14 protein-coding genes and 2 pseudogenes are annotated in these 13,651 nt (G+C 48.5%); 12 read left to right on the top strand and 4 right to left on the bottom strand.

What is annotated here, in order from left to right; all coding sequences use genetic code 11:
- Positions 1-169 precede the first annotated feature (169 nt).
- The 8 genes and pseudogenes from KQP79_RS11685 to KQP79_RS11650 all read left to right on the top strand — a co-directional run bounded on the left by KQP79_RS11685 (position 170) and on the right by KQP79_RS11650 (position 8,825).
- Complete coding sequence (locus tag KQP79_RS11685; protein WP_072067124.1) at positions 170-1,270, top strand: DUF3575 domain-containing protein; 1,101 nt, start codon at positions 170-172, stop codon at positions 1,268-1,270.
- A gap of 16 nt (positions 1,271-1,286) precedes the next feature.
- Positions 1,287-2,174: a hypothetical protein gene (locus tag KQP79_RS11680; RefSeq protein WP_234120696.1), complete on the top strand. Its 888-nt coding sequence runs from the start codon at positions 1,287-1,289 to the stop codon at positions 2,172-2,174.
- Between the two features lie 20 nt (positions 2,175-2,194).
- Entirely contained in the window at positions 2,195-3,082 is an 888-nt protein-coding gene (locus KQP79_RS11675; protein ID WP_234120694.1) for a fimbrillin family protein, read from the top strand.
- A 34-nt stretch (positions 3,083-3,116) separates the two neighbouring features.
- A pseudogene (locus tag KQP79_RS11670) lies at positions 3,117-4,918 on the top strand (fimbrillin family protein).
- 64 nt (positions 4,919-4,982) lie between these two features.
- A complete protein-coding gene (locus tag KQP79_RS11665; RefSeq protein WP_264386636.1) occupies positions 4,983-6,668 on the top strand; it encodes a fimbrillin family protein in 1,686 nt (561 codons plus the stop codon).
- A 227-nt stretch (positions 6,669-6,895) separates the two neighbouring features.
- Entirely contained in the window at positions 6,896-7,393 is a 498-nt protein-coding gene (locus KQP79_RS11660) for a DUF2589 domain-containing protein (protein WP_077153022.1), read from the top strand.
- 21 nt (positions 7,394-7,414) lie between these two features.
- Positions 7,415-8,098, top strand: a complete 684-nt coding sequence (locus KQP79_RS11655; protein ID WP_149941677.1) for a DUF2589 domain-containing protein — start codon at positions 7,415-7,417, stop codon at positions 8,096-8,098.
- A gap of 100 nt (positions 8,099-8,198) precedes the next feature.
- The gene (locus tag KQP79_RS11650; RefSeq protein ID WP_149948994.1) at positions 8,199-8,825 is read left to right on the top strand and encodes an endonuclease; all 627 of its coding nucleotides are present in this window, start codon (positions 8,199-8,201) and stop codon (positions 8,823-8,825) included.
- Between the two features lie 48 nt (positions 8,826-8,873).
- Here KQP79_RS11650 and KQP79_RS11645 read toward each other — a convergent pair.
- The 4 genes and pseudogenes from KQP79_RS11645 to KQP79_RS11630 all read right to left on the bottom strand — a co-directional run.
- Positions 8,874-9,056: pseudogene (locus KQP79_RS11645) on the bottom strand (YWFCY domain-containing protein); the annotation flags it as partial.
- 85 nt (positions 9,057-9,141) lie between these two features.
- Positions 9,142-10,395, bottom strand: a complete 1,254-nt coding sequence (gene mobB / locus KQP79_RS11640) for a conjugal transfer protein MobB (protein WP_234120688.1) — start codon at positions 10,393-10,395, stop codon at positions 9,142-9,144.
- On the bottom strand, positions 10,380-10,799 hold the full coding sequence (gene mobA, locus KQP79_RS11635; RefSeq protein ID WP_032856281.1) for a conjugal transfer protein MobA: 420 nt from the start codon (positions 10,797-10,799) through the stop codon (positions 10,380-10,382). The genes mobB and mobA overlap by 16 nt, the downstream gene beginning before the upstream one ends.
- Positions 10,800-11,027: 228 nt before the next feature.
- Positions 11,028-11,249, bottom strand: a complete 222-nt coding sequence (locus tag KQP79_RS11630) for a hypothetical protein (RefSeq protein ID WP_234120686.1) — start codon at positions 11,247-11,249, stop codon at positions 11,028-11,030.
- Positions 11,250-11,548: 299 nt separating this feature from the next.
- Here KQP79_RS11630 and KQP79_RS11625 point away from each other — a divergent pair, with 299 nt between their 5' ends.
- Genes KQP79_RS11625 through KQP79_RS11610 form a run of 4 tightly spaced genes read left to right on the top strand, consistent with a single transcriptional unit; the run spans position 11,549 to position 13,611 of the window.
- On the top strand, positions 11,549-12,307 hold the full coding sequence (locus tag KQP79_RS11625) for a ParA family protein (protein ID WP_234120683.1): 759 nt from the start codon (positions 11,549-11,551) through the stop codon (positions 12,305-12,307).
- Positions 12,308-12,311: 4 nt separating this feature from the next.
- On the top strand, positions 12,312-12,758 hold the full coding sequence (locus KQP79_RS11620; RefSeq protein ID WP_120489994.1) for a DUF3408 domain-containing protein: 447 nt from the start codon (positions 12,312-12,314) through the stop codon (positions 12,756-12,758).
- Positions 12,759-12,779: 21 nt separating this feature from the next.
- Positions 12,780-13,424, top strand: a complete 645-nt coding sequence (locus KQP79_RS11615) for a hypothetical protein (RefSeq protein WP_264386635.1) — start codon at positions 12,780-12,782, stop codon at positions 13,422-13,424.
- Positions 13,425-13,443: 19 nt separating this feature from the next.
- Complete coding sequence (locus KQP79_RS11610; protein ID WP_234120678.1) at positions 13,444-13,611, top strand: hypothetical protein; 168 nt, start codon at positions 13,444-13,446, stop codon at positions 13,609-13,611.
- The last annotated feature ends 40 nt before the right edge of the window (positions 13,612-13,651 follow it).

Genomic DNA, 13,651 nt, shown 5'->3' with positions numbered 1-13,651 from the left:
AAACGACAAAAAAGTGCTAATTCGACAATTCAAAAAGTGCTAATTCGACAAAAAGATGCTCAAACGACATTATTTATAAAATTATACAGCAAAAGTTTTTCTAATCTTTTGGGCATAGAATGACATTTATTATCTTTGGAGAGGACAAAGATAATAAATGCAAGTTTATATGAGCAGAAAAATCACTTTTCTTACCTTGTTTCTGTGGCTGATGACGGTAACTTTTCCTGTCATTGCGCAGCAGAAAACAGACACGACCTACACCTTCCGCTTCGTTCCGCAGAAGGACATGTTCTACGTTCCTTGGAATGGCAATGACACTGAACTTGCCCGCCTGTTGGAATGTATCGAAAACAGTAAAGCAACAATTTTTGACGGCAAGTTGCCGCTACTGGTTGACGGCTACTGCAATTCGCTGGGCGGTGAAGCCGAGAACCTTGCAACGGCGAAGATCCGTGCCAATCGAGTAAAATCAGAACTGATTACACGCGCGAAAATCAAGGAAGAAAACTTCATTACCCACAATCATGCGACAGGGGGTGATTTTGTAATCGTACGCCTAACGGTTCCCGCAAAGGAAACAGCCGCGATGGATGCGGAAGCGGAAGCACGACGCAAGGCGGAAGCCGAACGACTGGCAACCGAGAAGCGTGCCGAGCAGGAACGGCTTGCCGAAGAGCAGCGCAAGGCGGAAGAAGCCCGACTTGCCGCTGAAAAGGCAGAAGCCGAGAAAACCGCTCAACAAAATACACTTGCCGACACGCCGTCGGGAACCAAAATCACAACGGATTATCATCTCTCCCTGCGTGCCAACCTGTTGCGCTGGGCTACCCTAACACCCGATTTAGGACTTGAATGGCGCATCTGTCCGTCGTGTGGCATTGCCGTAAACGGCTCATGGACTTCTTGGACGTGGAGCGACAAGGACCGCCGCTATGCACTCTGGGAAGTGGCTCCGGAAATACGTTATTACATGGGTGAGAAGAAAGCCTGGTATCTGGGGGCGATGTTCAAGGCCGGACAGTTCAACTACAAGATCTCCGAAACAGGCAAGCAAGGCGACCTGATGGGTGGCGGCATCACCACCGGCTATCAGCTACGGCTGAACAAGGCACTGACTCTTGATTTCAACCTCGGCTTGGGCTACCTGAATGCCGATTTCGAAAAATATGAAGTCATCGATGGTGTGCGCGTGCGCCGTGGCAACGAGACAAAAAATTGGTGTGGCCCCATCAACGCCGGTGTAACATTGGTATGGAAGTTATTCTAATACGGAGGAATAGAGTATGAAAGCAAGACAATATATAAATATGGTAGGAATGGCAGCCACCGTGCTGCTCTCTTCCTGCGTGAAGGACACGCTTTATGACACGTCGCATCCCGACTATGGGAAAATTGCGGTGACAGCCGACTGGTCGGCACGCGGTGAGGGTATCGACATACCTGCCACATGGACGGTCACCATGGGCGACTATACGGGTACGGAGACTTCCGCCACCCATGCCCCCGACCATCTGTTTGCTCCAGGCAGCTACGCCCTTGCGGTGTGGAACCCGGCTGAAGGAATCACGGTAAATGGTACCACCGCCACCATTGCCGCAGCCACGGGAAACCGGGCAGGCACGGATGCCTTTGTGAACAATGCCCCGGGATGGTTCTTCACCTATACGAAACAGGTGAGCATCGAGAAAGACAAGGACTATCCGCTGACCGCCGCAATGAAGCAGCAGGTACGCGAACTGACGCTTGTCGTCAAACCGACGGGTGATGCCGCCGGACGCATCACGGAGATTGTTGCCCATCTGACGGGTGCAGCCAGAACACTCGATTTCGCTACCGATACCTACGGAGCCGCTTCAAACGTCGTGCTGCCCTTCACCAAGATAACCGAAGGTGACGATGCCGGCAAGTGGAAAGCCACGGTGCGGTTGCTGGGTGTGACCGGTACGGAACAACTGCTGACGGCTGAAATCCGCTATGCGGACGGCAACCCGAGCCCCACCACGCTGAAAAGCGACCTCACAGAAGCTCTCAAGGAGTTCAACACCGGAAAGGGCAAATCGCTGACCCTCGGCGGAACGCTGGTTGAGACTCCCGAAGGCATGGAAGTGGACGGAGCCGAAATCAACGGCTGGGAAGAAGTGAAAGGTGATGATGTAAATGCTGATTTGTAAATAATAAAATTATAGATATAATGAAGACAAGATTTTTTACACTTGCAGCGCTCGCCCTCGCACTGGTAGCCTGCAACAACGACAATGAGAACCTGAACGGTGACCCCGTGGCCGTCCAGTTTACCGCCAACATCGCCCCCGCCACCCGCGCCAGCGGAACCACCTGGACTGCCGGCGACCGTATCGGCATCACCGACATCGGCAACGATTCCCAGTACGGCAACGTGCCTTTCATCCTGAAAAACGGGAAATTTGAGGCAGAAGGAAAGGTTATCTATATCGAAGATGCAAAGACCCATACTTTCCGCGCCTACTATCCGTACAACGCGGCGGGAGGCATCCTCACAGCCACGACCGATGCCACGGCGCAGCAAAACCAGCCTGCCATCGACTTCCTCTTTGCTTCAGGAGCCACGGGAGACAAAAACAACCCGGTAGTAAGCTTCACCGACAAAACCGCCAAAGGCGGTGAAGACAACTCTTTCCACCACCGCATGAGCCAGATAACCCTTACCTTCGAGGCGGGCGACGGTGTGAATTTCAGCGTGGTCAAGCCTGAACGTTACACGCTGGACGGATTGTTACTCACCGGTACGTTCAACACGGCCGACGGTATTGCCACCGCAGACAACGGACTACAGACCGGAGAACTGACCATGAATCTGGCAGACGGCAATCTCACGTCATCGATCATCCTCTTCCCGCAGACAGTTGCATCACTGCCGTTGGTTGTGAATTACAAAGGTCAGGAATATCATGCCACACTCACCATGCCCGATGGCGCACTACTGGCGGGCAACAACTATACCTATACCGTCAAGGTACGCAACAAAGTCCTTGAAGTCAGCGAAGCCACCATTGCAAAGTGGAACGATATAGACGGTGGAGATGTGGGTGCTGACCTGTAGGATGTTAATAATTAATCGATTAGAATGAAGAATTATGAGACATAGATTATTTATCCCCGCAGCCACCGCACTGCTGTTCGCCCTCGCCGCCTGCACGCAGGACGAACTTGCTGGCGATAATCGTCTGCCCGAAGGTGAATACCCCGTCGTCATCCGTGCCACCGGATTGTCCGTAGAAGCAACTCCGCTGGCAGCCCCTTCCACCCGTGCCGCTGTGGACGGCGACTGGCAGGGCGTCACCTCCGTGGCACTCAAGATGGGCGATGCGGTAAAGGAATACACCGTAACGGCTTCTACCGATTTCAAGAGTGCCACGCTTTCACGCGAGAACGACCCGTACTACTGGACCAGCCGCAACCCGATTACCGTATCGGCATGGTGGCCCTTCAACAAGGCTGACATCACACAGATGCCTGCCGTGAAGGTGGCAGAAGACCAAAGCAAATTGGCTGACTTCCAGAACAGCGACTTCATCTCTGCTGAGAACCAGAAGGTGGAATTTAACAACCCGACTCTTGAATTTACCCACCGCACGGCACGCGTGACAATCGAACTGAAGCCCGGCACGGGATTCACGAGCGTCGCCGGTGCCACAGTGAGACTCGTGAGCCTGTCAGCCGATAACGGCAACCCGACTGCCATCAAGACCTACAACGCAAGCGGCAACACCTACGAGGCACTGACCGCCCCGCAGACCGTTGCGGCAGGCAGGCCGTTCATCCGGGTGGAACTCGGCAGCGGCACCTTCTACTTCCGTCCGCAAAACGACGTCGTATTAGAGGCGGGCACCCGCTATAAATATACCGTCAAGGTGAACGCCACCGGCCTAACGTTAGAGGGTTGCACTATCGGTGACTGGGCTGACGGCGGCGGCGAGAGCGGCGCAGCTGAGGATTTGGGCTACATCTACGACAGCAACACCAATACCTACACGGTCTATAACGCCGACGGCCTGATGAATATAGCCGAATTAGTGAACGGAGGTAAGACCGACATAAACATTACCCTCACCGCCGACATTGACCTCACCGGCAAAGACTGGACGCCGATAGGCACAGACTACGACAACTCATACACCGGCACCTTCGACGGCGGCGGCCATACCATCACGGGGCTGACCGTTACGACAAATGACAAATATGCGGGTCTGTTCGGCTATCTCGGTAATTTCAATAATAGCCCGCTACGGTGAAGAATGTGGTGATGGAGGGCATACAGATAACATGCAATCACAGGTTGGGTTATGCCGGCGGCGTGGCAGGATTTAGCTGGGGCATCATTGAAAACTGCTCGGTGTCGGGCAGCATTAGCGGCACGGTGAGCGTCGGCGGTGTGGTGGGTGTTCAAAGGGACCATCCCATCACCGGATGCAGTTCCTCTGCCACAGTGAAGGGAACGATCAATGTCGGCGGCGTGGCAGGTCAGACGATTTTTGGTGCCACCTTGACCGCTTGCTATGCCACAGGCAACGTGATCATAGAAATAGACCGCACAGAGAATATCTCTGGCGGCGGTCTGGTGGGATTCAACGACGGAATAAGCCTCCTTTCCTGCTATGCCACGGGCAACGTAACCAGTACTGGTAGTAGCACTGGCTATGTACATATCGGCGGCTTTTTGGGAGATAACTACATTACCGTGACCGCCTGCTATTGGAAGAACAATCATGAACAAGGTATCGGCTACAATAGGGAAAGCACCAAAGTCACGAAGGTGGACGGCACCAGCGTAACCTGGCAGAACGCCGTTGATGCCATGAACACCGCCTTGCAGAACGCAGGCTCAGAGTGGCGTTACGAACTTAACGGAGCATTGCCTACCTTGAGGAAGCAGTAAACCGTCGGGCGGAAAAAATTCTGCCCGCAACGGAAAGAACCAGAGTAATAAAACAACAGATATAATGAAGACAAGATTTTTTGCACTTGCAGCGCTCGTCCTCTCACTTGCCGCCTGCACGCAGGACGAAGCGGGCTTCCTACCGGAAGGGGCGGAAGGCACACCCATCGTCTTCACCGCCACGGGGCTGAATCCCGCCGCGACAGCCACCGCCGGCACCCGTGCCCCCGTGGATGGCAATTGGACGGGTGTGCAGAGCGTGGCAGTCCTGATGGACGGCATGGTGAAGACGTACAACGTGACGCCCTCCACCGCCGACCCCACCAGCGCCACGCTGACCTCCACCGACCCGTACTACTGGACCAACCACAACAACATCACCGTCACAGCGTGGTGGCCCTACACCGCTGGCGAGACAACCCCGCCTGCGGTAAAGGTAAAAGCCAACCAAAGTACCCAGAAAGACTTTGAGGGCAGTGACCTCATCGTAGCCGACGGGCAGACGGTGACCTACGGCAGCCCCACGCTTCGCTTCACCCACCGCACGGCGCGAGTGACCATCGTTCTGACGGACTACACCGAGGGGCTGGCATCCGTGCGACTGACGGGCCTCTCCACCGAAGGCGACAACCCTGCCGAAATCACCCCGTATGACAAGGGCAGCAACACCTACACCGCCATCGTAGCCCCGCAAAGTGTGGCAGCTGGCACGGCATTCATTACCTGCACCTTCACTAACGGCAAGACCTTCGTTTATAAGATGAAGAATGCTACCGACTGGCAGGCGGGCGGTGAATATACCTACACCGTCTCCCTCGCTGCGGCAAAAGACCTGGGCTATACCATAGAGAGCAACGGCAGCTACACCGTGACCTCTGCCGATGGCCTGATGAATATAGCCAAATTAGTGAACGGAGGTAAGACCGACATTAACATTACCCTCGACACAGACATTGACCTCACAGGCAAAGACTGGACGCCGATAGGCACAAGTTTCAGCAACAAATACACCGGCACCTTCGACGGTGGCGGTCATACCATCAAGGGGCTGACCGTTACGACAAATGACCAATTTGTGGGTCTGTTCGGCTCTATCGGTTATGCTGGTACGGTGAAGAACGTGATGATGGAGGACGTACAGATAACAAGCAATCGCAGTTCGGGCTTTGCCGGCGGTGTGGCAGGATATAGCGATGGCACCATTGAAAACTGCTCGGTGTCGGGCAGCGTCAGCGGCACGGTGTACGTCGGCGGTGTAGTGGGTGCTCAATGGAACGGTTCCATCACCGGATGCAGCTCCTCTGCCACAGTGAAGGGAACGGTCTATGTCGGCGGCGTGGCAGGTCAGACGAATGGGGGTGCCACCCTGACCGCTTGCTATGCCACGGGCAACGTGATCATAGAAATAGCCCCCAAAAAGAATATCTCTGGCGGCGGTCTGGTGGGAATGAACGGAGGAAAAGGCGTTCGTGCCTGCTATGCCACGGGCAACGTAACCAGTACAGGTAGTAGCACTGGCAATGTACATATCTTCGGCTTGTTGGGAGATAACTACACCACCGTGACCGCCTGCTACTGGAAGAACAATCAGGAACGAGGCTATAAGACCGCCCCCGAATCTACGAAGGTGGACGGCACTTACGTTACCTGGGAGAATGCCGTTGATGCCATGAACACCGCCTTGCAGAACGTAGGCTCAGAGTGGCGTTACGAACTTAACGGAGCATTGCCTACCTTGAGGAAGCAGTAAACCGTCGGGCGGAAAAAGTTCCGCCCGCAACGGAAAGAACCGAAGTATAACCCCAATAAAGAAAGGAGGACGTGATGGAACACACGGAGAATCCACCATATTGGTTTTGGCATCAAGGCATTGTCAATAATAATATAGTCTCCAGTGTAAATATGGAAGCTGTAAGCCGGACATTGTCAAGATTGGTGCTCATTAAAGACAACAAATCAAGTATTTAAATTAAAAACATGGGACTTTTTCACAGAGGCAAGAAAAATAATGACGATGAGCCGGACAGTGTTCAAACCAATTCATTCTCTGATATTATGAATGGTTTGCAGTACGCCGTAAACTGTGCACAAGATACATTACAGAATCATCAGATACAAAATCTGACCAGACTTTTTGAAGGAACAAATGCAAATAACGCAAATACGTTCCAATCAAAAAAAATCATGGTTGGAGACAAGACTATTGATATTCCACTTATAGCCTTGATATCCCATCATTATCTTGCAATGGATAATGTGCAGATAAAGTTCAAGGCGAAGGTCGGAAGCGTGGAATCACAGATTCCGGAAAACAACTTGCTGTTATCCAGTCCGCACAGAGCCAATCTCCAGATGCAGATGAGCAACATAAAACCAGATACAGATGATGTCATGGAGGTTTGCGTCAATTTTAAAGTTCAGGAGACTCCGGAGAGTATTTCCCGAATCATTGACGATTTTGTAAAAAACATCTAACAATTTCAAAATTCAAATGTTATGGCAGAAGAAACAAAGAACCAAGGGCAACAAGAATATGCAGAAAATATAAGCGGGCAAGCGAAAGAGATTATTTCCGCTGCATTGGAAGAGACTAAAAATAACGGTACATCCCCTGTACTTGGAGATCCGAATGTGACTGACAATTTTAAGGGGCTTCCCATGCGGGAACTGATTGCAGCACCGCTTATTGCAGCAGCCGAAGCTCAACAGGAATTGGCAGCGACAGCATGGAATTTCTACCAGAAAATTGCTTTTGATGAAGACGGTAAAACAGCTCGTGTATTGGAATTCGATATTAAAAGACCGATACAGCAGGATGGAAAAATGACAACAATGTCACAAAGTGTCAAGGCTCCGTTTATAGGATTGGTGCCTATTCCTTCCCTGCTCATAGATCGCGTGGATGTCGATTTCCAGATGGAGGTTACCGATACATCAAACGTAAAAAGCACTACCAACGCAGAAGTAGAGACAAAAGCTTCTGCAAAACATTGGTTTATAAATGCGGAAATCAGCGGCAAAGTCACAACCGCCCGCGAGAACACCCGCATGACCAACCAAACGGCAAAATACCAGATACATGTTTCTGCCAGCCAGCAGCCGCAGACCGAAGGTCTGTCTAAACTGATGGATATAATGGCATCATGTATCGAGCCTATAAATACAGAAAGCAGTAAATAGAGTATAAACATATAGAACGGGATGGATAAAGTCCCGTTCAAATTTGATAACAATTATTATGAAAACATAATAAATGCATCAAACATCTAAAAATAGCCATATGAAAATTTGTACATGGAATTCCCAAGGAAATCCTCTTAATGATGCTATTAAATTAAATATATTGAATCATCTATTAACAATAGAACAATGTAATGTTGTTATGATACAAGAATGTGGTAAATTCATACTGCCTGCACAACATAGTGGTAGATACCACTATATTGTGGTAGAACATGCAGGTGCTTATAATCAGAGATGTAATACTTGTATCATTGCGGATTTGAATTTTGTAGCATCAATACATTATCTGATATCAGGAACAGGCCGATCCGCAATTTGTTTAAATTATAATGGATGTAACATTTATACCCTTCATTGCGAATCTGGGTCTGGTGCTGTAGGAGATATAAGAGATTTAGTACGCCATGCAGTATCTCCTTTCATCATTGGCGGAGATATGAATTCAACGCCAAGCGAATTATCAGATAATTTAAGAATAATGACCACAGGTACCAGAAGTAGGCCGGGAAATAGTGCTTATTTTGCCTGTTGTGGTATGCCAACACATATTTCAGGTCGAGAATTAGATTATTTCCTTATCGATAGCAGATTACAGCTAAAAACATATGTACGAGGATATCATATGAAGGGTGGGGATCACTATCCTGTGATATTGGAGATTTAGTTAACCAATTATATTTTTCATAAACAAACAGTGTCACTGCGATATAAAATATTTTCCACCTGTACGGTTGAAGTTGATAAGGATTCTGTCAACAACCCCGATTGTCACTCCCCACATGTGCATTGCCTCATAGCAATACCAATACACATTCATAATTGCGAGTATGATACTCACGGCACGGAGAAAATCCATAATTTTTCCCAATGCTCTCAAATCATCTTCTTGTGCCATTGTTTTTCTATTTTGAAGTTATACTTTGATTTTACATAAAGCTGGCTTTCTCCATTGTTCAAGAAAGCCAATCTTGATGATACAACTAAAGGCTTCGCCCTTTGCACTTCTTTTTCTTTCTGCGTAGTTCTCTGTCGAATGCTGCTTCCTGTGCCTCATTTGATGAACCTCCTCCAGACATAAGTCCAAGACCGCTGCCGTCCTCATCGAACAAGCCAGAACCTTGAAGTTCCTGCTCCAAGCCAGAGTCTTCTTCTTTTGGAATGGCAAGCGGTATCGGCTGCTCATTCTCGTAAGGCAAGGTGAAGTGCTCCTGCAGGGCATTGGCAGAAAGATTCTTTCCAAGCCTTGAACCATTGAACACGCTTTGGGTGCGGTGGTCAATGAATGTTGCTCCGTAGATACGGCCGTCAGCTGTATGGCGGAAAACAACATCAATGCCCTTTGCTTTCAGCAGTTCAACGAACTTATCCTTATGGTAAGTCTGCTTCAACACTGCCTCCACACTATGTTTGGTCATCTCGGAGAGTTTCTTGTCCTCCTTGAACTTCTTGGCAGAATAAGCGAACAGTTTTTCTATTGCCTCCACACCGACAGTTTTGTCAATCTTGGAAGCCTTGAAAGGATTTTCCACCTTGTTGCCCTGTCCGTCCGTGGCAGAATAGACAAAACCATGATACTCACGACCGCCAACTTCGCCTCTGACTTCCTCCAAGGATATATTATATAAGGAGAGAAGTGCATGGTACTCGCCCAAGGACTGGAACCTGTAGGTAGCGCAGAGAGATTTTACTGTGTTGGCAACCTGCTTCTTCACATTGCCTTGGCTTACATCCACCTTGCGGAGTGGATTGTCTGCCTGGCGTTGCTTGCGGTCCGCCTTGTGGAGATTGTATTTCTCCTCCAAGTCACGGGTGATAGCCTTGCTCCTATGGTAGTTGTATCGGCTATCCAAACACTTGCCGTTCTCATCCACCCGGATGGTCACGATGTGCATGTGGTGACGGTCAATGTCCTCATGCTTGTAAACCATGTATGGCTGGTTGCCATATCCCATGCGCTCCAAGTATTCCCGTGCGATGTTCTCCATGTCCATATCCGTCAGCACATCATCAGGATGCGGATTCAGGGAGATATGCACGACAGGCTTTTCCGTTCTGATATGCGGAGAAAGGTATCGCTGGAAATCACGCAAGGCATTGGCGATGCTCGTCTTTCCCGAACAATCATCGAAGATCTTGTTCGTTGCCAAGAGTTTTCCTTCTTCCTTGTTAATCTTCTCACCATTGTATGCCAGAGCGCCGTACAATGAACTTCCGAAACTTATCTTTGCGACCATCTTTCCTCAAACTTACGGGTTAGTTCAACAATCTCACGGGTAAGAGAGACCAGTTCCCTGGTGCAGTTCTCCAGCTTATAGAGCAAAGCCATCGCCTTTTTCTCTGAGAAATGACAACGGAGTTCCTTGACAACCTGGTTGTAGTTGTTGCCAATCATTCGGTACTGCGAGTGAAAAGAAGAAAGCTTGGTGTAGTATTCCACCAGTGTCTTGTCCTCGCGCAGCACCTTGAACGGCTCGCCGAAGATGCGTGCCTTGGCAAAGACAGCCTTTGCCTTCACATCAGTCTGCTCATACATGACGAGGAATTTCATCCACTCGTCATCGTCGAACCGAAGCATCACATGGTGCGACTTCGGGTTCAGTTTTGGGATTCGTCCCCCTCGTTTTCTTTCTGTGTTCATATTAAAATGGATTAAGTGGTACATGCGGCAATAATGGAATTGCACAAACTATCGTCAGATTGGAACATGGGGAGCCCGACTTCGGAGAGGCTACCAACCCGGCAGGGCAAGGTCTTTGGAGAGTAACTCCAAAGGTTTTGAGTAACTCAAAACATACCTTGCTATGTCTTTGAGGACATAAAAATCCGCTTAGGGTGGATTGAAGTTAGCCTTCGTAAGAAGCTGTCCCTATCCCGAATGGAAGCTGTTCGGGAAATCCAGTCCTTTGCGGAACATCAAGCCTTGTTCTTCTCGGAACGATATGGATGCGCTATCCATCGCTTTGCCTTTCGGGTGCAAAATTACGGCTAAAATAGCACCCTTGGAACAGATGCACCCCAGACAACCACTGCAACTATCGGCAACATGCTGCCACAGGATTTGAAAACCATTGTTTTTCGGAAAAAGCATTGTTACTTTGCAGCCGTAAACATCGAACTAATGATTTGAAAATATGATGAAACAAGCATTTGTAGAAATGAATAAACCTGTCATTATTGTAGTATCGCCTTGCATCAATGATGCGCTACTGACGTACAGACTTACTGATTCACTGTCGTACTGTCGTATGGAAATGATGAAGCACTGCAATGGTTCAAGGTCTCCATAATGGAGCTATGAATTATAGACATGGACTCTTATGTGTCCACATCGTTAAATTGGCAGAATATCATAGAAGTGAGTTATCAACAATTTAAAAAGTTAAAAATATGAGTAAAACAAGATTTGTTGCATTCGCGACACAGAAAGGTGGAATAGGAAAGTCCACCATCACGGCTCTTGTAGCCAACTACTTTCACAATGTCAAGGGCTTCAATGTGGCGGTCATAGATTGTGACGAGCCACAATACAACCTTGCAGACCTGCGAGACGAGGAACTGGAACTCATCAAAAGCAGCGACTATTTCAAGGCGCAAGCCTGTGGGCATTTCAAAAAGCTGGGCAAGAAGTCCTTCAGCGTAACGAGAAGCAATGCTGTCAATGCGCTTGACGACGCAGAGACAGTGTTGAATGAAACAGAGGTTAAACTTGACTTCATCTTCTTTGACATGCCTGGGACTATCAAAAGTGAGGGCGTCATGAAGACCTTGTCTCAGATGGATTACATCTTTATACCCGTCAGCGCAGACCGCTTTGTTGTAGAAAGCGCAATGAGCTTCATGCAGTTGTTCCACGACAACTTTTTGACACAGGGTTGGTCGGTCACCAAGAAACTTGCTTTCTTTTGGACAATGGTTGACAAACGAGAACGCACGAGTTTGTATGATGTATATGAAGGTATGTTCAAGTCTCTCGACTATTCGGTTCTCAACACACGACTGCCAGACAGCAAACGTTTCAGAAGAGAGCTGTCGGAGAACAGAAAGGCAGTGTTCCGTTCCACCATCTTTCCATCAGACCCAAACCTGTTGCGAGGGAGTGGCATCAAGGAGTTGTCCGACGAGATTTGTGAAATCATAAAGACATGAGCCTATGGTAAGCAGAAAAATCAACACTGACGCAATAGATGAAAATCTGCTCATTGCCTCTATTGGCAAGAGCAAGATTGGCACGACAACGGCATCCATTCTTGACGGAGCTTCCCAATCCCAAGTGAAAGATACCGAAGAGAAAGAAGAGGTTGGCTGGAAGTCCCAATGCTCGCAGACCGATAAGTCGCCAATTTCACGCAAGCCTCCCAAGGCTTCTTCGGAAAGTTACGATTCGGCATTCTTCAAGCGAAACGAGATAAAGACTCGTCAATGCGTTTATATCAGCCGTGAGATACACAGGAGAATTTCAAGAATAGTCAGTGTGCTCGCAAAGCATGAGTTGACAGTCGGTGGTTACATCGACCTTATTCTTGAGAGACATCTTGAAGAGAACCAGGAAGAAATCAACGGCTTGCTGAGAAAAGAGATTGACGATTGGAATGTGTAACAAAAAGGAACAAGCATGACAATGGAAACTATATTCTTGATAGTCTTGGCTGCATTCAATGTTTGGACTATCTATTTTTACAACAAGTTGCTCCTTGAAGTTGCGAACGGCAAGGAAAAGGAGAAAAAAACGCCTATCGACCCGATGGCACTTGTAGGCAAAAGTCTTTTCAAAGTGTCCCAACTGCGGAAGAAAGAAGAAACGGAACAAAAACAAACAGAATCCATGTCCGTATCGGATAATGACGTGACATTTGACGATTCTCCAAAGAGTACGGCACGGATTTCTGACGAACAGCTTGATGATGTGTTTACGAATGTTCGCATAGAAGATATTGGTGTGAAATATTCTGACAATAAGGAAGATGCCGATGTGCCACAAGCCAAAGGGTCAAGTTTTGAGGACATTGACGCAGCTGTGAATACCGTCAAGGCACCGAAAGCAACGGACAAGGAGAAAAGACATGCAGGCAAGGTTTTCCATGAGATGGATGGCAGCCAATTCTATGAGAAATTCATGGAGAACAGCGAGGAGTGCAAGAAGAACATCCATGATTACGTCACCTTCTACTTGCAAACTCATAAGATTGTAGAGATTTCCAAGCCAAAGAAAGAGTTTAAGGTGCCAGACTGTATAGAGGACTTCAATATCCTCGACTTTGTATAACAATTTAATAAGGAGAATTATGGAAAGAACAGAAGAGAACAATGCAACAAAGGATAGATTTGCACATGTGGGCAAGATATTCTCGGAAATGAACAGCAAAAAGCTACAAGCTGAAATCGCAGAACGCTCAAAGATTATTAAACGCAAAATAGATGCGTTGATGGAATTGCATATGTCAGGTATCTGACAAAAACTGTTGAGGTTGGATTTTCAATAGTCAACAAGTA

Origin of the sequence: Bacteroides sp. DH3716P (assembly GCF_025914115.1) — a bacterium.
GTDB classification, from domain to species: Bacteria; Bacteroidota; Bacteroidia; order Bacteroidales; family Bacteroidaceae; genus Bacteroides; species Bacteroides ovatus.
This window is presented reverse-complemented; position numbering and strand designations above follow the sequence as displayed.